Genomic DNA, 22253 nt, shown 5'->3' with positions numbered 1-22253 from the left:
AATGGAATGGGATTTAAGCATAATTTATAAAAATAAAGAAGAATTATATAAAATTTTAAAAGATTTAGAAAATCAAGCAAACGATTTTGCTTTAAAATACGAAAATAATTTAAAAAATGAAAAAGAATTTGAAAATATAATTTCAAAATTAGAAAGCATTTATAATGAGTTAAGCCGTGCTGGAGCTTATGCGTATTTACATTTTGCAAAAGATAGTGCAAATGGAGCATTTTTACAAGAAATAAGCACAATTTGCACTAATATTGAAAGTAAATTAGTGTTTTTTGAAATTGAGTTTTGCGAATTAGAAAACGCACAAGAAATTGCAAATAATTGTAAAAAATATTCATATATGCTAAATAATTGGCTAAAAGCTAAAAAATATCAATTAAGCAAAAGCAACGAGCAAGTATTTATGAAAATGAATATAAATGGTAAAGAAGCATTTTCAAGATTATTTGATGAATACTTAAGTAATATTACCTTTAAACTTGATTTAAAAAAAATCAGCGAAGAAGAACTATTAAGCAAGCTTTATAGCCCTGATAGAGCTTTAAGAAAAAGAGCAGCCGATGCACTTACAAAAGGACTTAAGAAAAATATAAAAACTCTATGCTTTATTTTTAATATGATTAAGAATAATCACTTAAGTGAATGTGAGCTAAGGGGCTATGAAAATCCTATGCAAGCAAGGAATTTGAGTAATCAAATTGAAGATGAAAGTGTAAAAAGCCTAATAAAAGCAGCCGAAAATAATTATCATTTAGTAGAAAATTATTACAATAAAAAGCGTGAAATTCTAGGTCTTAAAGAATTAAAAGACTATGATAGATACGCTCCACTTTATGATGATATTAGCAATGATTGGGATTTTGAGAAATCTTGCAAAGTTGTAAAAGATACTTTTAATAAATTTAGCCCAAAATTTGCTGAACTTATGCAAAAAGCACTTGATAATAAAGCTCTTGATGTATATCCAGCTAAAAATAAGCGTAGTGGAGCATTTAGCTATGGCATCAATCCTCAACCATTTGTAATGCTAAATCATACAAATAATAGAAGAGATTTATTCACTTTAGCACACGAATTAGGGCATTTAATCCATCAAAGTCTAGCAGGAGAAAATCTAGGGTATTTTAATGCAAATACTCCGCTAACTACAGCTGAAACTGCTAGTGTTTTTGCTGAAATGCTAGTTTATGACGCTATTAAAGATACGCTTAGCCCTAAAGATAAAAAAGCACTTTTAGCAAGTAAAATTGAAGATATATTCGCAACATTTTTTAGACAAATTAATTTTACAAATTACGAAATCGCTCTACATAATCACGAAGGTGAATTAAGTGTTGATGAGTTTTGCGACTTATGGCTAGCTGAAGGACAAAAAATGTTTGGTAGTAGCGTAAAACTACGCAAAAAATACAAATATTGGTTTAGCTATATCCCACATTTTATCCATTCGCCGTTTTACTGCTACGCGTATTCTTACGCACAATTATTAGTTTTAGCATTATTTGGGCTTTATAAGAGTGGAAAATGTGCTAATTTCGTAGAGCTTTATACAGAATTTTTAGCAAGTGGTGGAAGTCGCTCTCCGGCTGAATTGGTAGGACTTTTTGGACTTGATTTAAATAGTGATGAGTTTTGGCAATTAGGAATTAATGAAATTGCTAAAATGGTTAAGGAATTTTGCGAATGAATTATTTAGATAGACTAAATCCTGCTCAAAAACAAGCCGCTACATTTGTAGATGGAAGTTTATTAATCTTAGCTGGTGCTGGAACTGGCAAAACTCAAACAATGATTAGCAGATTAGTCTATTTAATAAGTGAAGTTGGAATTAGCCCTGAATCAATTTTAAGCCTTACATTTACAAATAAAGCCGCAGCTTCAATGAAAGAAAGAGCTATAAAAATGCTAAATGAAATAGGCTATAGTAATAATTTACCAATTTTAAGCACATTTCATAGCTTTGGAATGGAGTTTTTAAGTGAATATATAGAATTATTAGATGGAAGAAGAAAGAAAAATTATAGACTAATTGATACTGATGATAAAAAGGCTATGATTAAAGAATTTGTTTTAGAAAAAATTAGAAAAACTGATATAAATTTTTTAAGTAAGGATAAAAAAGATAAAGAAATCTTAAAAGATGAAAAAGAGTTTTTAAGAAATAAAACCAACGAAGCTATGGCTTATATAGATAGGGTTAAAAATACCTTAGAATTTGAATTAGAAAATGAAAATCACGAAATATATTTAGATTATGAAAAAGCTTTAGAATACAATAATTTAATAGATTTTGATGATTTAATAATTCTGCCACACGATATTTTAAAAAACAATCCAACAACAGCTACAAAAATTAGCAATCAATATTCATACATAATGGTAGATGAGTATCAAGATACTAATTTAGCTCAATTAAAATTATTAAAATTATTATGTAAAGCTCATCAAAATATCGTTGTAGTTGGAGATGATGATCAAAGTATTTACTCATTTCGCCACGCAAGAATACAAAATATATTAGGATTTTCTGATGATTTTCAAGACGCAAAAATCATTAAATTAGAAGAAAATTATAGAAGCACAAAAACCATATTAAATCACGCAAATAGCTTAATAGCAAACAATAAAACAAGATATGGAAAAGAGCTATTTACAAATAATGAATTTGATATAGATATTACTAAATTAGAAAATTATTATGAAGTAATTTACGAGATTAAAAGTCTTATAGAAAAAGGCGTAAAACACAATGAAATCTGTGTTTTATATAGAATGAATATGAGCGGAAATTTCATTGAGCCTAGATTAATTAGTGAGAATATACCTTATAAAGTTATTGGTTCTGTTCCGTTTTTTGAAAGAGCGGAAATTAAATTACTCATAAATTATCTAAGACTTTATGTGGATTTTAACGATAACTTGGCCTTTAAAAAAATCATCAATATGCCTAAAAGAAAATTTGGTGAAAAAGCCTTAGAAAAATTAGAGAATTTATCTAAAAAACCATCTTTATTTGAAAGTTTAAAAGATAATTTAGATAGTTTTAAAAATATTGAAATTAAAGAATTTATAGAGCTTTATACTACAACTCAAGATAAATTCGCTTTATTTTTAAATAAATTAGCTTCTCTTGAAGTTCATAATTTATTTGATAATCCAAAATCAAGAGCTGAAAACTGCTCGGTATTTTTTGATATTATCAAAAGAGAATGCGGCTTTAATGCTGATATTGCCAAGCTTACTAATTTTTTAAATAAAATCATCTTACAAGAACAAATAATAAAAGAAAATAATAACGCAATTAATCTTATGACCATTCACGCTAGTAAAGGATTAGAATTTGAATATGTATTTTTAATTGATTGTGATGGTGGCAAAATGCCTTGCACTTTTATGGGTATTTTTGATATTGAAGAAGAGAGAAGATTAGCTTATGTAGCGATGACAAGGGCAAAACATAAATTCTATTTACAATATGATTATACAAATCCAAGTATTTTTGTAAATGAAATTATGTATAAAAATACTAGCAATACTACTATAAATAATTCTACTAATGAATTTAAAGTAGGAAATGCAGTAAATCATAAATTATTTGGTAGTGGAAAAATACTTGCCATTGAAGGCAATTTAATTAGCGTAAATTTTCAAGGAAAAATTAGAAAGCTTAATAAAGACTTTCTAAGTTTAGCTTAAATAATATTAGTATTTAAACTAATATTATTTATAAATCTCTTTAAAATTCTTATAAAAATTAGCAAAAGTTTTATTAGCTATATTTTCTCTAATCTCACTCATTAAATTTAAATAATAATGCAAATTATGAAGACTTGCTAAGCGAAAAAATGTAATCTCTCCAGCTTTAAACAAATGATGAACATAAGAACGGCTGTAGTTTCTGCAAGTATAACAAGAGCAGTTTTTATCAATTGGCTCATTATCATCTTTCATAAAACTAGCCTTTATATTTATTTTACCAAAACTTGTAAATAATGTGCCATTTCTAGCATTTCTAGTAGGCATAACGCAATCAAACATATCAACCCCACGAGCGACATTTTCTACCAAATCAAGCGGAGTTCCAACTCCCATTAAATATCTTGGGCGATTTTGTGGCATTTGTGGGGCTAGTTTTTCTACCGTTTCATACATTAATTCATTTGGCTCTCCAACGCTTAGCCCACCAATTGCAAGTCCATCAAAATAATATTCATTTTCAGCATCTAAAATACCTTTTAAACACTCACTTCTTAGCGTATGATTAGTCCCACCTTGAACGATAGCAAAGATATTTTGCTCTCTTTTTAATTCATTTGTATAAAGCTTTTTAAACTCGCTTTTATAAAGCTCTTTTGAATATTTTTGAAGCAAGGTAATTTCATCTGTATTTTGAAATTCTTTTTTCATCTCAAGCGAGAGTTTAGCCCAATAAATAGTGCGTTTAAGACTTGCTTTAATCCTTTCTTCACTAGCAGGTAAAGCACATAAATCATCTAAAACCATACAAATATCACTATTTAATAAATACTCCGTTTTTAAAACACTTGCAGGTGTAAAATGATGTAAGCTCCCATCAATGTGGCTTTTAAAGGTAATTCCATCATCACTATGTTTTGTATTTTTACTTAGTGAAAAGGCTTGAAATCCACCACTATCAGTTAGAAAGCTTCCATTAAATTTAGTAAAATTATGTAGCCCGCCGTGTCTAGCTATCAAATCAGCACCTGGTCTTAAATAAGTATGATAAGTATTTGCTAGAATTATTTTTGCTCCTAGACTTTGCATATCAGTTGCATCTAGGGCTTTTACGCAGCCTTGAGTTCCTACTGGCATAAAACAAGGAGTATTAAATTCCCCGTGAGCTGTGCTTACTTTACCAAGCCTAGCATTATTATCTGTTGAATATAAATCAAATTTCATTATAATTTTCCTTTATAAAATGGAGTTGTTATGAAAAAAATATTAGTTTTAGCTAAGGTTTGTGTTGCAAATCACTTCTTAAAAGAACTTGCAAAGTTTAAGGATAGCACAAAAGAATATATAATCGTTTGCCAAGATGATATTAATTTTAAGCATAGTTTTACTCATATTAAAATTGACCCTACAAATGCTGCAAGACTTAAAAATTATGTAAATAATAATCTTGAACTTGTATATTTATTATTTGATAATGATTTAGATACAAGGCTTGCTTATGATGCTATAAGATTTATTGATAAAAGAGTAAGAATTGTAGTGTTATCAAACAATAAAGAATACGAAAATGATAGCTTTTGCACTCTTATTAATCAAGAAGAAATGACTACAAATCATTTGATAGATATTTTGCCAAATATGCCAATGATAGCAAGAGATATTGGGCTTGGAATTGGCGAGATTATGCAAGTATTTGTTCCTGTTGGCTCAATTTATGCAAACAAACATATAAATGCAATTGCGCAAGAATTTTATAAAATTGCATTAATTTATAGAGATAATGAAATAATTTTACCAAAACCTGACACTCAAATTCTAGCAAATGATGAGCTAGTTTTAGTAGGTGATCCAAATATTTTAAATCTAATGTTTTCAAGGATTAAAGGTCAGGTAGGACAATTTCCTAGCCCTTATGGAGATAGCATTTGCGTTGTAATTGATATGAAAATTGATGAAAATATAGACAATTTAATCAATACAGCACTTTTATTACACGCTAAATCTAATAGTTCAAGACTAATTTTTTATGTAGTAAATCCTACAATAAATAAAGACCTAGAAAAATTAAAGAAATTAAAAAGAAAGACAATAATAGTCCATATTAAATATGAAGATATATCGGTAAATAATGTAGTTTTAGAGTTTTGTAATATGTATTCTGGACTATTTATTACAAGTAAAGAAATTTTTAAAAAAAATATAGCAACTTTTTATGATAGTTCTATGCCTGTTTTAAAAATAGGAACAATAGATTTTGCAAAGCTAAATACTATAGCTTGCATAGGTTCAGGCTCTCTTAGAGTGGAGAATTTAACATCTACTTTATTAGATATTTCTTTAATACTTAATTTAAATGCAAAAATGATGTATTTTGATAATGCAAATCCTGTAAGTGATGATTTAATAGAGCATATAAATATGCAATCACAATTTTTTAATAAGAATTTAGAATTAGTAGAATACAAAAGCAAAAACCCATTATTAGAGCTAAAATTTAATCCATACATAATACATTGTTTAGGATTTGAAAAGCATATAATCAAAACGAATACTTTAAAATATTTATCTAATGATTTTTCAAAACTTTACGAAATACTAGATGATAATTATCAATTATTCATACCAATAGTTTAAAACTTCTAGGAATTTAAATCATTTTAAATTCCTAAAAATTAATCACAAATTTTTATTAATTTTTTTCATATATTTTTCTTCAAAAATTTTTATCATAAATTTAATTTTTTTTGTATAATATTTTTTTATTTTTTTAAAGGAGAAAAAATGAGTGCAAAATCTTATGTAAATGAAACACTTGAATTAATCAAAACTTATTCATCTAGACAACCTATATTCTTACAATGTGCAACTGAAGTTTTAAAATCAGTTACACCATTACTAGAAAGCAACAAGCAATACGAACAACACGCAGTATTACAAAGACTAGTAATGCCAGAAAGAACAATTATTTTTAGAGTTGTATATATTGATGATAGCGGTAAAGCTCAAACACATTTTGGCTACAGAGTTCAATTTTCTAGTGCTCTTGGACCTTATAAAGGTGGTTTAAGATTTCACCCTACGGTAAATCTTGACATTTTAAAATTCTTAGCATTTGAGCAAATCTTTAAAAACTCTTTAACAGGACTTTATATAGGTGGCGGTAAAGGTGGGGCTAATTTTGACCCTAAAGGCAAAAGCGATGCTGAAATAATGAGATTTTGCCAAGCATTTATGAGCGAACTTAGCAAACACATAGGCTATTCAACCGATGTTCCTGCTGGAGATATTGGCGTTGGTGCTAGAGAGCTTGGATATATGTTTGGAGCTTATAAAAAAATTACTTCTAAATTTGATGGAACTTTAACAGGTAAAAAAATTAGCTGGGGTGGTTCATTAGTTAGAAAAGAAGCTACAGGATATGGAACGGTTTATTTCTCAAAAGAATTGCTAAAAGAAAAAGGCGAAGGCTTTGAAGGAAAAACTTGCGTAGTTTCAGGTAGTGGAAATGTGGCTATTTATACTATTGAAAAACTTTATGAATACGGAGCAAAAGTTGTTGCAGTAAGCGATAGCGATGGCTATGTTTATGATAAAGATGGAATTGACTTAGACCTTTTAAAAGAAATTAAAGAAAACTTAAGACTTCGTGTAAGTGATTATGCTAACCGCAAAAAAGGTGCAGTTTTTGTATCTAAAGTAAATTATGAAAAAGGAACAAATGGAATTTGGAGTATTCCTTGTGATTATGCTTTCCCTTGTGCAACACAAAACGAACTTAGCTTAATAGATGCAAAAAACTTATATAAAAATGGCTGTAAATTAATCGCTGAAGGTGCTAATATGCCTTGCACACTTGATGCACAAAAATTTATTTTAGAAAACAAAATATATTATGCACCAGCAAAAGCAGCAAATGCTGGTGGTGTAGCTACAAGTGCGCTTGAAATGCAACAAAATGCAAATATGACTTCTTGGACATTTAACGAAGTTGATGAAAAATTACATAAGATTATGAAAGATATTTACGCTAGAACTGCAAATACTGCTAAAGAATTTGGATTTGAACACAATTTATTAGCAGGAGCAAATATTGCAGGCTTTAAAAAAGTTGCAGATGCTATGATAGACCAAGGCTATATTTAAGCCGAAAAGCCCTATTTTTAGGGCTTTTTTTACAAACTTAATATTAACTTTCTTTTATTATTATTCTTTCTTCAAAATCAAAAAATCAGGTTAAATATGAAAAAAATTATATATGTAAGTGCTATTAGTTCTTTGATTTATGCAAATACAATAAGTGATATTGAATTTAAAGGCTTATATCACTTGTCAAAAGAACAAGCCTTAAAGGCTGTGGATTTAAAAATTAATGATGAAGTTAATATATATAAGATAAATGATGCGGTTAAAAACCTTTTTTCTTATGGATATTTTGATGATATTTATGTTGATGAAAATAATGGAAAGCTAATATTTAATGTTGTAGAAAAACAATTCATTGCAAAGGTAAATATCAAAGGAACTTCAAGTAATGATAAAAAGCAAATAGAATCGTTTTTAAGTATTAAAAAAGGCGAAGCTTATAATGATAGAAAAATAGAAGAAGCAAAAGAAAAAATAATTCTATACTACCAATCTCGTGGATTTTATGATAGTGTAGTTGAAGTTGATACTCAAGAGCTTGAGAATAATGCTGTTGTATTAAATTTCAACATAAATAGAGGCGAAATCATAACAATTAAAAAAGTTAATTTAATAGGTGCTAAAAAATTAGACTATAGTGATTTTGACCCTGTAATAGCAAATAAAGAAAAAGAACTATTGGGTTGGTTTTGGGGATTTAATGATGGTAAATTATACTCAACCGAACTACCAAACGACCCTGCTAGAATTAAAGATGAATATATGAAAAAAGGCTATCTTGATGCTAATGTATCAAATCCTTATTTAGAAGCTAATATGCAAACTTACAAAGCAGAATTAACCTATTATATAAGCGAAGGCAAACGCTATAAAATAGAAGAAATCACAATAGAAAACCCACTAGAAAATGAAGTGAAATTTAACTTAAGTGATTTAAGAAGTAAAAAAGGAAAATATATTAATTCAGAAAAAATTCGTTCTGATATAGAATTAATTAAAACCAAATTCCAAGATAAAGGATATGCTTTAGCAGAGGTTTATCCTGATATTGCTAAAAATGATGCTGATGGAGTTGTAAGAATTTATTTTAGAGTTAATCTAGGAAATAAATACAATATTGGTAAAGTAATAATTAAAGGCAATGATAAATCTTTAGATAAAGTAGTAAGAAGAGAATTATTCTTAACCGAAGGAATGCAATTTAACAAAACAGATTTAAATGATAGCATTATAGCACTTAGAAAGACTGGTTATTTTGAAGAAGTAAATATCACTCCAAAACCAAGCTTTACGGGAGATATTGATTTATTAGTAGATGTAAAAGAAAAATCAACGGGCTCAATTACTGGTGGTATTGGTTATAGCACATCTGATGGATTCTTAATTAACGCATCTGTTAGCGATAGGAATATCTTAGGTAGCGGAATGTATGGTGGGATTAATTTAGAAAAATCAGATAAAGATGTAACTGGCAAAATCTTTTTAAACAATCCTAGGATATTTGATTCTAAATACTCAACAGGCTTTGATATATATAGCTACAAAAGAGATTGGGATACTTACGAAGAATACAATAATGGTTTAGAACTTAGCATTGGTAGAGAATTAGCTAGATTTTGGGGAATTGGAGCTATTTATAATTACGAGCAAAGTGATTTAAGAAAAGCAACTATTGAAATGATTGCAAGTGGTGAAAAATTAGGCAAATCAAGAAAATCAGCTATAACTCCATATTTATATTTTGATAATACTGATGATTTTTACTTACCAAGAAGTGGTATTTATAGTAGAGCAGCATTTACTTATGCAGGGCTTGGTGGAGACCAAAAATATAAAAAATTTGCCTTTGATTTTAAATATTATAAAGGTTTAAAAGAAGATTTTGACACCGATTTAATTTTTAGATTTAGAACATCATTTAATAAATTATTTAATTATAAAGATACACCAATTAACTCAAGGTTATATCTTGGTGGTTTAAGAAGTGTTAGAGGATATGAAAGTGATAGCATAACTCCAAGGGGTATTGGATATTATGATACAAATACTCACACTAAAGTAGATAAATTAGGAAACGGAGTAATTGCTTATCCTTACGATAAAGGTGGAGCAATTTCACTTAATTCTAGTGTAGAAATCAATTTCCCATTAATTAATAAATTAAAACTTCGTGGTTCAATTTTTTATGATTATGGTATGATAGGTGAAAAAAAATTAAATGAGATTAAAAGACAAAGTGCAGGAATTAGTCTTGATTGGAGCACACCAATGGGACCATTAGTGTTTGTATTCTCAAAACCTATTGATAAAAAATCAGGGGATAAAACAAATACATTTGAATTTAGCATAGGAAGTCAATTTTAGGAGATAAGAATGAGTTTTGCAGATATTTTTAAAATTAGAAGAACACAATCAAAGCCAAATGAAGCACCAAATCACTGGGTAAAATGTGATAATTGTCATGCTTTAATGTATTATAAAGAAGTTGCAAGTTGCTTTAATGTATGCCCTAAGTGTGGCTTACATATGAAAATAAGCCCTAATGAAAGAATAGAAATGCTAGTTGATGAAGGAAGTTTTATTGAATATGATAAAACTTTAAGAGCTAATGACCCATTAAAATTCGTAGATTCAAAAAGCTATAAAAAACGCTTAAACGAAAGCGAAGAAAAAACAGGCAGAACAAGTGCGGTAATTTCAGGAGAATGCAAAATCGGTGGAATTGGCGTTCAATTATGTGTGTTTGACTTTTCTTTTATGGGTGGTTCGCTAGGAAGTGTTGAAGGCGAAAAAATCGTTCGTGCAGTTCAACGCGCTATGCAAAAAAAAGAAGGACTTATAATAATTAGCGCAAGTGGTGGTGCTAGAATGCAAGAGAGCACATATTCACTTATGCAAATGGCTAAAACATCAGCTGCATTAAAATTACTTGCTAGAGAAAGACTTCCTTACATATCAATTTTAACTAACCCTACTTTTGGTGGAGTATCAGCGTCTTTTGCTTGGCTTGGAGATATTGTAATTGCTGAACCTATGGCACAAATTGGCTTTGCTGGTGCTAGAGTTATTAAGCAAACTATAGGAGCTGATTTACCTGAAGGATTTCAAAGTGCTGAGTTTTTATTAGAGCATGGACTTATTGATTCTATTGTTCCAAGAGCTAATCAGCGTGAATTTTTAAGTGATTTTTTACGATATTTTAAATGAATATAAATATTTATTTTATTCAAAAAAAATTAGAAAAATTAAGCGAATTTGAAAATAGATTTATAAAATTAATAAATCAATTTTCAAAACTTAATCTAAATAATGTATTTTCAAAACAAATCGCAAAAGCACAAGATTTGGGCTCAAATGAAGCTAGAATAGAATATGCAAAAGCTTATATGCCCTATAAAAAAACTTTTAGCATAGCTTTAAGTGAAAGGGGCAAGAGCATTGATAGTATTGAGTTTGCTAAGTTATTGCAAGATAAAAATGAGATTAATTTTTTTGTAGGTGGAGCTTTTGGATTTAATGATGAGTTTTTAAATGAATGTGATTATGTATTGAGTTTTTCAAAACTTACATTTTCACACGAAATTGCAAGGATTGTATTGTTAGAACAAATTTATAGGGGTTTTTGTATAAATTCAAATCACCCTTATCATAAGTAAAGGATTGTTATGAAAATTAGAAATTTTTTAATTTATTCTATTTTATATTTAATGTTAATTGGACTTATTATTGTTGTATTTTTTAATGATTTATTTAACTCTACAAGAGTAATTAATTTAGGAATTTTCAATTTTCAAAAAACATTTGAATTTGATAGCTTTACTTGGGTTTGTATGCCACTTGTTATATATGTTATATTTGCATTACTTTATTTTTATTTTTCATTTATTTCTTTTCATTTTTCAACAAAAAGACTTATTAAAGATGGTAAAAAATTTGAAATGTTTTTAGAAGATTTAGTTCTAGATAGAAAAAATATTTACAAGTTTAAAACAAAAGAAATTCAAGACGCTAGTGAATTAGTAAAATCACTTTATTACAATCAAGCAGGAACAAGTGCTGATAAATTAAATAATGCAATAGCTATAAAAGCAATGGTTGAAAATGGAGAAATCTGTGATTTAAAACCATTTAAACTATCTAAAGACAATACAATTTATTTAAAAAACGAAGCAAATAAAGCTAAAAATGATTTAAATTACGCTTATAACTTACTAAAAAATCAAGAAGAAATTCAAGATGAAATCAGTCTAAGTGCTTACAATAATCTAATTTTAAACGGCATTTATGCAAATATTAAAACACTAAAAATTCAAAAAAGCAAAGAAGATATTAAAATCCTTTTAAATAGATTTGCTAATGATGATTTAAGTCTTAGCAATGCTGAATTAGAAGTTTTAATTTTTAATGATAATTTTGAAGAAGGAGAATATTTAGATTTTGCAAAAGAATTATTTGCAAAAATTGAGCCAAATAGCCTAAAAGCAATCTTTTTAAAACTAAAAAATGAAAAAGATAACGCATTTAGAGCGTATTTATATATACTTGCAAAACTTACGCTATTTGATGAATTAATAGAAGAAATTTATGGTAGCGAAGCTGATTTAGAAGATTTTAAATTAATTGTATTTTTAAAAGAACAAGGTAAAACTTACGATGTTGATAAACTTATTTGCTAATTCTAAGCCCTTATTTCTAGCACCAATGGCAGGTCTTAGCGATCTTGCCTTTAGAAGACTTGTTAAAAGATTTGATTGTGATGTAACAATTAGCGAAATGATTAGTTCAAACGCTCTTGTTTATGAGAGTGAAAAATCTTTAACTATGTTAGAAAAAGATAAAAGCGAAAGACCTTTCATAGCTCAAATTGCAGGCTCAAATAAAGAAATTATAAAAAAAGCAGTTGAGATTATAAATAAAGAAGAAAACATTCACGGGATTGATTTTAATTGTGGCTGTCCTGTAAATAAAGTTATTAAGCAAAATGCAGGTTCAGCACTACTTAAAGACTTAGATAATCTAAAATCACTCCTAGATATTATAAAAACCAATAATAAAGTAGGCACAACAAGTGTTAAAATAAGACTTGGTTTTAATGAGTGCGAAATAGAAAAAATAATAAATGCTTTAAACGAATTAGAACTAGATTTTATAAGTATTCACGGAAGAACTAGAGCAGGAATGTATAGTGCTAAGGTAGATTATAACGCTATAAAACTAGCAAAATCTTTAGCAAAAACCAAAATAATTGCAAACGGCGATATATCTTATGAAAATCATCAAATGGTATTAGAACAAACCAATGCTGATGGGCTTATGATAGGAAGAAATGCTGTTGGAAATCCTTGGATTTTCTCTCAAATTAAGGGTAAATTTAATGAAATTAATAAAAGCGAAATTATACTTACGCATTTTGAATTTATGTGTGATTTATACAAAGATTATGCTTGTTCGTTGTTTAGAAAACACTTGCACGAATATTCAAAAGGCTTAGCAAATGCGAGTGAATTTAGAAATGAAGTAAATAAAATTAATGAACCTAAAATTATGCTAAATACGATAAAAGAGTTTTTTGATGCTACAAATTATTAAAAACCTTGATTTAGTTGAATATTTAGATGAATTATTTGCTTTATTTGCTAGAAATAAACCTTTATTTATTGAAGGGGATACTAATTTACACCTAGCAAGAATTAATGAATTATGCGAATATGAATTAAAAGAATTAAAAAGCGTAAAAGATTTAAGCAAAGCACTAAATCATCTTAGCAAAAAAGGCATTTTACACCTTGATGAGATAGAAGAATTTGTAAAGATTTTAAATTATTTTAAATACTTATTTCAAATTCCGTTTTCAAATTCTTTTAAAAAATACCTTGAAAAAATCATAATTCCTAATGAAATTGAAAATATATTAAAATATTTTAAAGATGATGTATTTGATGAAGAAAAAGATGAGCTTTTACAAAGTATAAAAATCAAAATCAAAGAATTAAACCAAAGCATAAATCAAAATCTAAGAAGCCTATTAAACTCAAAATCACTTGAAAGCTATTTAATAGATACTCAAATACATTTTATATCAAATACTGAATGCTTATTAGTTAGGGGCGGATTTGCTAAAGTGCTTGATGCTAGTATTGTTGCAAGAAGTAGTGGTGGTGGATTTTATGTAGAACCTAGCAGTATTTTAAACTACAAACAAGGCATAAAAAGATTAGAAAATGAAGCCGATGCTAAAAGATTTGAATACGCAAAACAATTTAGTGAAATTTTATCTAAGCATTTATTATTTTTAAAGTTTATAAATAAAGAATTTGATTTAATAGATAGCTATATTGCAAGGGTTAATTTTGCTAAAAAGAAGGATTTAAACTTCATAACTCCAAGTAATGATGATAAAATTATCTTAAGTGAGTTTTGCCACCCCGCTTTAAATAATCCAAAACCTGTTAGCGTAGAGTTTAAAGAGCAAGTTTTATTAATAACAGGTGTAAATGCGGGTGGAAAATCAATGCTACTTAAAAGCATTTTAGCTGCTAGTTTTATGACAAAATATCTAGTTCCTATGAGAATTAATGCAAACAAATCTCACATAAGTACTTTTAAAGAATATATAAGCATTATTGAAGACCCGCAAATGGCTAAAAATGATATTTCTACTTTTGCAGGAAGAATGTTAGCATTTGCTAAAATGAATGGTAAGAAAAATTTCTTATTAGGGGTTGATGAGATTGAGCTAGGAACTGATTTTGAAGAAGCGAGTTCATTATTTTTTACCCTAATTTGTGAGCTGAAAAAACACGGAAAACTAATAATCACAACCCATCACAAACGCTTAGCAATGTTACTTGCTAAAGAAGATAAAGTAGAATTATTAGCAGCTTTATATGATATTAAAAATGAGCGTCCTAAATATGAGTTTTTAGCGGGAATTGTAGGCAAATCATACGCATACGAAACAGCTTTAAGATATGGAATAAGTGCTAGTTTGGTTGAACTTGCTAGAAAAAGCTCTAGCGAAGCTGAGCAAAATATAAATGAAATGCTAAATAAAAACCTAGAACTTGATGCAAAACTTAAGATGCTAATTGCAAACAACGAAAAAAAAGAAAATAAATTAAACAATCTCTTAGAAAGCCTAAAAGATAAAGAAAATAAATTAATTGAAGAATACAAAAAACGCAAAAATGAACTAGAAAATGAATATTTTAAAGCAATAAATGCGGCTAAAAAAACTCTTGATTTTTCTGATTTAAAAGATAAACAAAGACAAATTAATGCAGCAAATGTATTAAAGCAGCAAATAAAACCAGAAAGCGTTAAAAGAGAAGAATTTAAAATAGGAGATTTTGTAAAATACGAAAAAATTAAAGGCAAAATCATAGCTTTAAATAAAAATATAGCAACCGTGCAAACTGATATGCTACAATTAAAACTTGATATTTCAATGTTAAAAAGAAGTGGCGAAACTCCTAAATCAAATTCTAGCAAAGTAACTTATGAAAAAAGTGTAAGTAATGCTAGCACTAAATTAGATTTGCATGGATTAAGAAGCGAAGAAGCTATTGAATTATTAGATAAATTTATTTCAGACGCACTAATAATTGGATTTGATGAGATTATCGTATATCACGGCATTGGAACAGGTCGCTTAGCTTATGCTGTGAAAGAATATTTAAAAACTAATAGGAGTATAAAAAGCTTTTGTGATGCACCTGCAAACGCTGGTGGATTTGGGGCTAAAATTATAAGATTGTAGGTTGAAAAATGGAAAACAAGGATTTTAAAAAAATAAAAAATATTTTATATTTATTAATTGGTGTTTTTGTTCTACTTAATTTTTATCTTTTTATGGATTCTAGAAATTATGTTAGATTATTTACAGAAAGCTATTTTCATTCATTAATAAATAAAGAAGAATTTAAATCTTCTAAAATATTAAGCGAATTTATCATTCAAGACAATAAAATTATCTTAAAAAATGATAATAGCCCAAAATTAAGTGAATTAGAGATTAAAGAACTAGCAAAAAATGATAATTTTTACGAAGCTATAAAAGTAGATAAAAATCAATTTAATATAAGATATTACGAATTAATTAATGGAATTTATTATGGGTTTAATAACCAATTTTATCTTACAAATTCTAGATTTTACCAATTTTACATACCTGTGCTTTTAAATATTTGTTTTTTCATTTTAATCTATATTCTATATAAACAAAAAAATCATATCTCAGCACAATATCAAAGAAGTATTAGCACATACACTAAAAGAATAGAAAAACTTGAAATTGAAGCAAGTATAGACCCGCTAACTCAACTAAAAAATAAAAGAAGTTTAGAAAAATCAATCGTTCTTATGAAAAATCCAAAATTATTATTAGTTGATATTGATGAGTTTAAAAAAATTAATGATTATTTTGACGCTAATACGGCTGATGACTTATTAAAACATATTGCCTTAATTATGAGCGATTTTGCTGATGAAAACCACTTAGAAGTCTATAAGCTTGATGGGGATTTGTTTGCACTTTTAGAAGATAGTATTGAAGATGAACAACGATATGAAGAATTAGTAACAGAGCTTATGCAAGAGCTTAAAAATAAAGATTTAACAATAGAGTATAATCACCAAATAGCTAGCATAGTTTTAACGCTTACAATGGGACTTTGTTTAGAAAATGAAAACACCCTTAAAAAAGCATTTATTGCACTAAAAAGAGCAAAAAGAGATAATAAGAATTTCGTTTGTTATTCTAAATTTATAGATGAAGAAAAAGAATATTTCCATCAACTAAGCACAGCAAAATCAATTCAAAGTGCAATAGCAAAAGATGAAATATTACCTTTTTTCCAACCTATTTTTGATAAAGATAAAAATATTACTAAATTTGAATCTTTAGTAAGAATTGTCAAAAAAACTCCTGAAGGAACTGATGTAATAACTCCAGGTGCTTTTTTAGCAGTTTCAATTAAAATGAAACAATACGAAATTATTGAAAATTTTGTGATAGAAAAAGTTGTTCAAACTCTAGTTGAAAATCAAGACATTGTTTTATGTGTAAATCTTGGCGGAAGAGATATGATTGATAGTGCTAAAAATAATAAATTTATAAATCTTTTAAGAAGAACAGGGGTTGCTAATCGCTTAATTATTGAAGTATTAGAAGATGAAAATATTTCACAAAATGAAAAAATAAAAGACTTTTTAAAAAGAATAAAAGAATTAGGCTGCAAAATAGCAATAGATGATTTTGGTAGTGGATTTAGTAATTTTTCATATTTATTAGAATTAATGCCTGATTATATTAAAATAGATGGAAGTATTATAGAAAAAATTACAAAAGATGAAAAAAGCGAAAAAATAGTCAAAACTATAGTTTTATTCTCAAAATCTCTAGGCATTAAAACCGTTGCAGAATTTGTAAGCACAGAGGAGATATTTAAAAAATGTATTGAAATTGGTGTTGATGAATTTCAAGGATTTTATTTAGGAAAACCAAGTCCAACTTTTACACAAGAAGAAATTGATTTAGACTTTTATCATTTAAAGGAAAAAAATGCTTAAAAAATTATTTATAGACCTTTTAAAAGAAGCTAGTGTTACTCCTGATGCTAAGAATTGTTATAAAATTACAAGTGAGTTTTTATCTAATTTTGATAATGAAATCCTAGCTATAAATAATACTACAAATCAAATCTTAAGCAAAGAATTTAACAAAGTTGGTTTGCATATTTGTTTTTGCGGACATATTGATGTAGTTCCTAGTGGAAATGGCTGGGAAAGTGAGCCATTTTTACCAACTATAAAAGATGATTTAATAATAGCGCGTGGCACTCAAGATATGAAAAGTGGCGTTGCAGCATTTTTATATGCAATTAAAGAATTTAGCAAAAACAATATTAAAAATATAAGAAAAATCAGCATTGTTTTAACAAGCGATGAAGAAGGCGATGGTAAAGATGGAGTTATCAAGGTTTTAGAAGAATTAGACAAAAGAAATGATTTGCCTAATATGTGCATAGTTGCCGAGCCAACTTGCGAAAAAAACTTCGGTGATAGCATAAAAGTTGGTCGTAGGGGTAGCATTCACGCAAGCATAAAAATATTAGGAACTCAAGGTCATGCAGCCTATCCATCAAAATGTAAAAATCCCGTTCATTTAGGGGCTTCGTTTTTAGCTAAAATTTCAGGATTTGATTTAGATAATGGCAATGAGTTTTTTGAACCAAGTAAAATAGTAATTACTAATTTAAGTGCAGGAATTGGTGCATCAAATGTAACTCCTAGTGAGTTTAAAATTATGCTAAATGTTAGAAATTCTCCACTTACAAGCAAGCAAGATTTAGAAGATTTTTTAAGAGAAAATTTAAAGAATTTAGATTATGAATTAGAAATCAAACAAAGTTCAGAGCCATTTTATACAGACGCTAATTCAATACTTGTAAAAACTCTTAAAAAAGCCTTAGAAAATCAAGGTATTTTCAATACTAGCTTAAACGCAAAAGGCGGCACTAGCGATGCAAGATTATTCGCAAAATACGGCGTTTTAGTCTGTGAATTAGGCGTAGTAAATGATAAAATCCATGCAGCAAATGAAAGCGTGCCTTTTAGTGAAGTTGTAGCTTTAAGTAATACATTTTTAGAGTTTTTAAACTTAATGGAGGCAAATAATGTTAATTAATAGTGAAATTGAACTTATTAAAAAAGAATTAAATGATGATTTAGGTAGGGGAGATTTATTCTCACAACTTGAAAATAATGAAATAATAAAAGCAAATCTTAAGGCTAAAAGTGATGGAGTTTTTGCTGGAGAACCTTATTTTAAAGAGATTTGTAAAATGCAAAATATTGAATATGAATTATTTATAAAGGATGGACAGAGCTTTAAAAAAGGCGATATTTTAGCAAAATTTAAAACCTTAAAAACTACTTTATTAATGAGTGAGCGAACCATACTTAATTTTATTCAACACGCATCAGGGATTGCTACAAAAGTTGCTTCAATGAAAGCTTTAATAAAAGATTATAATGTAGCTTTGCTTGATACTAGAAAGACAAGACCTGGATTAAGAGTGTTTGAAAAATACGCAATTCGTTGTGGTGGTGGGCAAAATCATCGTTTAGGTTTAGATGATTGTATTATGCTAAAAGATACTCATTTGCTTGGAGTAAAGGATTTAAAATCTTTTATAAAAGAGCTAAAAAGCAAAATCCCATATTACACTCCAATTGAAATTGAGTGCGATACAATTGAACAAGTAAAGGCTGCTTTAGAAGCTAATGTAAATGCAATTTTACTTGATAATATGAGCCCTAGTGAGTGTGCTAATATAGTAAAATTAAGAGATAGTTTGGGCATTAAAGTTATCTTAGAAGCTAGTGGGGATATTAACGAAAACACCATAGTTGAATATGCTAAAAGCGGAGTTGATGTAGTAAGTTCAGGCTCAAATATTTATAAGGCTACTTGGGTTGATTTTTCTATAAGACTTGGTGAGTAATTATGGCTGATGATGCAGAAAAGACAGAAGAACCCACAGATAAAAAGATAGAAGATGCCAGAAAAGAAGGAAATGTCGCTAAAAGTCAAGACGTAGCAGCACTTATAACTCTTTGCGTTGGTTTTGGCTTTGCTTTATTTTGGGTTTATTTTTTGCACGAAAGAATTACGGCTTTATACATTTATTATCAGAGTTTAATAGGTAGTGAAATTGATAATAAATTGCTTTATAAAATAGGTATCAAAACTCTACTTGAACTTGCTTTAATGATCTTACCACTTGCTATTGCAATTGCTATTGCTGGAATTATTGCAAATGTTATGCAAATAGGCTTTAATTTCACACTCAAACCCATAATGCCTAATTTTGGCAAAATCAATCCAATCAAGGGCATTAAAAATATAATTTCAATGAAAAAGCTAATAGAATTAGTAAAAATCATTCTAAAAGTTAGCGTTATTTTTGGCATTGTTGGGTATTTTATATATAGCTTTTTGCCAGGACTTAGCCATTTAGCAATTTTGCCACTCATTAAGCAAATGGAGTGGTTAAGAGATAAAATCATAATCCTTTTTGCAGCTGTTATATGCTCATTTTTAGTATTTGGAATACTTGATATTTTTATAGTTCGTTTTCAGTATTTTAAAGGGCTTAGAATGAGTAAGCAAGAGATTAAAGATGAATACAAACAAATGGAAGGAGATCCGCAAGTAAAGGCAAAAATCAGGCAAATTCAAATGCAAGCAGCAAGAAATCGTATGATGCAAGATGTCCCTAATGCTGATGTGGTAATTACCAACCCAACTCATTACTCAATCGCAATTGCTTATGATAAGACAAAGCATAAAGCCCCTGTGGTATTAGCAAAAGGAGTTGATAATATCGCCTTTAAAATCCGTGAAATAGCACAAAAACACGATATTCCAATATATGAGCAAAGAGAATTAGCAAGATCACTTTATAAGATTTGTGAAGTAGGAGATGAAATCCCTGTAGAATTATATAAGGCAACGGCTGAAGTCTTAGGCGTAATTGCTAGAATGGGTAGAAGATAATTTAAATTCTTTTTAAGCACAATACAAAATATAAGCACCAAAAATCTTCATAAAATCAAAAAACAATATCGCCAAATATAATTTTGAAAAATACTTTTAAATAGTTTTAATAGCTATTTAATAGTCATTTCAACGCTCCAATAAAAATTATCTACTCCAATAGCTTCAACAATACCACTTCTTTTCATAATTTCTTTAATATCAGGTGAAACACCTGCAATAAATACGGGAATTTTTCGCTTTTTAATGGCTTCTATTACTTCAAGAAAGGCACTTGCTCCTGAAATATCCATATAAGTTGTCCCGCGCATAGAAAATATAATCGCTGTTTTATAATTTATTCTGCTAGTTAATTCTAAAATTTTATCCGTATTAGAAAATATAATAGCTCCCATTATATAAATTACTTCAGCTTGTTTTATATGTTGTGGTAAAGGAGAATTTAAATCAGTAAATTTCTCACTATCAAAATAATCAAATTTAATTTTTAAGTTTGAAATCTGAACCATTAAAAGCATTAAAGATAAAATCACGCCTATTAAAATTGCAATTGTTAAATCAAAAATAATAGTTGCTAACATAGTTGCAAAAAACTGAACTAAAGCACCTTTAAATCTATTTTTAAAAAAATATTTAATAGTATGCCACTCATTCATTCTAAATGCAGTTACAAATAAAATTCCAGCTAACGCACTAAGTGGAATTAAACTCATAATCGGTGCTAAAACAAGCATAGATACTAATAAAATTATAGAATGAAATATACCAGTAAGCCTAGTAACAGCACCAGACTTAATAGCCACGCTAGTTCTAGCAATAGCAGCAGTCGCAGGAACTCCACCGCAAAAAGGAACTAAAATATTGCCTAAGCCTTGAGCTATTAATTCTCTATCGCATTTAAGTCTAACACCAACCATTCTACCACCACTTGCACCACATAACAAGCTCTCTATCATACCCAATAAAGCAATACTTATTGCAGGAGTTATCAATTCTTTTAAGTGCAAAATATCAAAATCACTAAAAGCAAACCTATCATCTAAGATTATGTTAGTAGGAATTACCCCTATTCTTTGAATATCTAATGAAAAAATTATACTTATTAATGTAGCGACTATCAATGCAATTAATGAAGCAGGAGCGTATTTTTGGTATTTTTTAGGATAAGCTAACATAAAAACTACTACGAAAATACATATAAAAACTGAAATATAATTAATATCTAAATCCATTTTAAAATAATTTATTGTTTTTTCTAAAGTTGTAATTCCACTAGCTTTAACACCTAATAAATTATCAATTTGACCTAAGGCAATAATAACAGCAATTCCTGAAGTAAAACCTGTAATTACAGGCATAGGAATAAATGCAATCACTCTACCAAAATGAAATAATCCTGCAAAAATTAATAATAATCCAGCCATCAAAGTAGCCACAAAAACACCTGTTAGTCCATATTGAGTAGTTATGGCAATTAAAATAGCAGCCATTGCACCGGTTGGACCTGATATTTGATAATAAGCTCCACCAAATAACGATATTACAAACCCAGCTAAAATAGCAGTAATGAGTCCTGAAGCTGCACTTGCCCCACTACTAACACCAAATGCAAGCGCTAAAGGCAGAGCAACAGCAGCAACCGTAGCACCAGCCATTAAATCTTGTAATAATTTCATCTTGTTATATTCGGTAAATTCTAGTCTTAAATCTTGAAAATAGCTTTTCATCAAAACATTCCTTAGGTATATTTTGTTAATCATATCAATGATTGTTTTAAAACTAGCTTTTAATACTAAATCGTAATTTCTAATTATTCTATTAATACTATGTATAAATACTA

16 protein-coding genes are annotated in these 22253 nt (G+C 28.3%); 14 read left to right on the top strand and 2 right to left on the bottom strand.

The features are described 5' to 3' along the window. The first annotated feature begins 1 nt into the window (after position 1). Both AVBRAN12642_RS03060 and AVBRAN12642_RS03055 read left to right on the top strand, forming a co-directional pair. On the top strand, positions 2-1699 hold the full coding sequence (locus AVBRAN12642_RS03060) for a M3 family oligoendopeptidase (RefSeq protein ID WP_267523930.1): 1698 nt from the start codon (positions 2-4) through the stop codon (positions 1697-1699). Beyond that, the gene (locus tag AVBRAN12642_RS03055; protein WP_336607928.1) at positions 1696-3708 is read left to right on the top strand and encodes an ATP-dependent helicase; all 2013 of its coding nucleotides are present in this window, start codon (positions 1696-1698) and stop codon (positions 3706-3708) included. The genes AVBRAN12642_RS03060 and AVBRAN12642_RS03055 overlap by 4 nt, the downstream gene beginning before the upstream one ends. Positions 3709-3732: 24 nt before the next feature. On the opposite strand, the gene AVBRAN12642_RS03050 is transcribed toward AVBRAN12642_RS03055, so the two are convergent. Next, on the bottom strand, positions 3733-4932 hold the full coding sequence (locus AVBRAN12642_RS03050) for a tRNA guanosine(34) transglycosylase Tgt (protein ID WP_336607112.1): 1200 nt from the start codon (positions 4930-4932) through the stop codon (positions 3733-3735). A 30-nt stretch (positions 4933-4962) separates the two neighbouring features. Here AVBRAN12642_RS03050 and AVBRAN12642_RS03045 point away from each other — a divergent pair, with 30 nt between their 5' ends. The 12 genes from AVBRAN12642_RS03045 (at position 4963) to flhB (ending at position 20413) form a co-directional block, all read left to right on the top strand. Further along, positions 4963-6342, top strand: coding sequence for a TrkA C-terminal domain-containing protein (locus tag AVBRAN12642_RS03045; RefSeq protein WP_214117396.1), 1380 nt, complete (start codon positions 4963-4965; stop codon positions 6340-6342). Positions 6343-6489: 147 nt separating this feature from the next. Further along, entirely contained in the window at positions 6490-7851 is a 1362-nt protein-coding gene (gene gdhA / locus AVBRAN12642_RS03040) for an NADP-specific glutamate dehydrogenase (RefSeq protein ID WP_214117397.1), read from the top strand. 96 nt (positions 7852-7947) lie between these two features. Then, positions 7948-10215, top strand: coding sequence for an outer membrane protein assembly factor BamA (gene bamA, locus AVBRAN12642_RS03035; protein WP_336607113.1), 2268 nt, complete (start codon positions 7948-7950; stop codon positions 10213-10215). Positions 10216-10224: 9 nt separating this feature from the next. Next, entirely contained in the window at positions 10225-11058 is an 834-nt protein-coding gene (gene accD, locus AVBRAN12642_RS03030; RefSeq protein ID WP_214117399.1) for an acetyl-CoA carboxylase, carboxyltransferase subunit beta, read from the top strand. Then, on the top strand, positions 11055-11507 hold the full coding sequence (locus AVBRAN12642_RS03025) for a 23S rRNA (pseudouridine(1915)-N(3))-methyltransferase RlmH (RefSeq protein WP_214117400.1): 453 nt from the start codon (positions 11055-11057) through the stop codon (positions 11505-11507). The genes accD and AVBRAN12642_RS03025 overlap by 4 nt, the downstream gene beginning before the upstream one ends. Positions 11508-11516: 9 nt before the next feature. Beyond that, complete coding sequence (locus AVBRAN12642_RS03020; RefSeq protein WP_336607927.1) at positions 11517-12527, top strand: hypothetical protein; 1011 nt, start codon at positions 11517-11519, stop codon at positions 12525-12527. Beyond that, complete coding sequence (locus tag AVBRAN12642_RS03015) at positions 12505-13440, top strand: tRNA dihydrouridine synthase (protein WP_214117402.1); 936 nt, start codon at positions 12505-12507, stop codon at positions 13438-13440. Before AVBRAN12642_RS03020 ends, AVBRAN12642_RS03015 begins: the two co-directional genes overlap by 23 nt. Beyond that, a complete protein-coding gene (locus tag AVBRAN12642_RS03010; protein ID WP_239803005.1) occupies positions 13424-15610 on the top strand; it encodes an endonuclease MutS2 in 2187 nt (728 codons plus the stop codon). Before AVBRAN12642_RS03015 ends, AVBRAN12642_RS03010 begins: the two co-directional genes overlap by 17 nt. 8 nt (positions 15611-15618) lie before the next feature. Then, a complete protein-coding gene (locus tag AVBRAN12642_RS03005) occupies positions 15619-17421 on the top strand; it encodes an EAL domain-containing protein (protein WP_336607926.1) in 1803 nt (600 codons plus the stop codon). Next, a complete protein-coding gene (gene dapE / locus AVBRAN12642_RS03000; RefSeq protein ID WP_336607925.1) occupies positions 17414-18538 on the top strand; it encodes a succinyl-diaminopimelate desuccinylase in 1125 nt (374 codons plus the stop codon). The genes AVBRAN12642_RS03005 and dapE overlap by 8 nt, the downstream gene beginning before the upstream one ends. Continuing rightward, positions 18528-19358, top strand: coding sequence for a carboxylating nicotinate-nucleotide diphosphorylase (gene nadC / locus AVBRAN12642_RS02995; protein ID WP_239803008.1), 831 nt, complete (start codon positions 18528-18530; stop codon positions 19356-19358). The genes dapE and nadC overlap by 11 nt, the downstream gene beginning before the upstream one ends. Continuing rightward, complete coding sequence (gene flhB, locus AVBRAN12642_RS02990) at positions 19358-20413, top strand: flagellar biosynthesis protein FlhB (protein ID WP_336607117.1); 1056 nt, start codon at positions 19358-19360, stop codon at positions 20411-20413. Before nadC ends, flhB begins: the two co-directional genes overlap by 1 nt. Positions 20414-20526: 113 nt before the next feature. Here flhB and AVBRAN12642_RS02985 read toward each other — a convergent pair. Beyond that, on the bottom strand, positions 20527-22253 hold a 1727-nt coding region (locus tag AVBRAN12642_RS02985; RefSeq protein WP_336607924.1), incomplete at its 5' end, for a SulP family inorganic anion transporter.

Source organism: Campylobacter sp. RM12642 (assembly GCF_020137635.1).
Classification (GTDB): Bacteria; Campylobacterota; Campylobacteria; order Campylobacterales; family Campylobacteraceae; genus Campylobacter_E.
The sequence above is the reverse complement of the archived record's forward strand: the minus strand, read 5'-3'. Positions and strand labels throughout refer to the sequence as shown.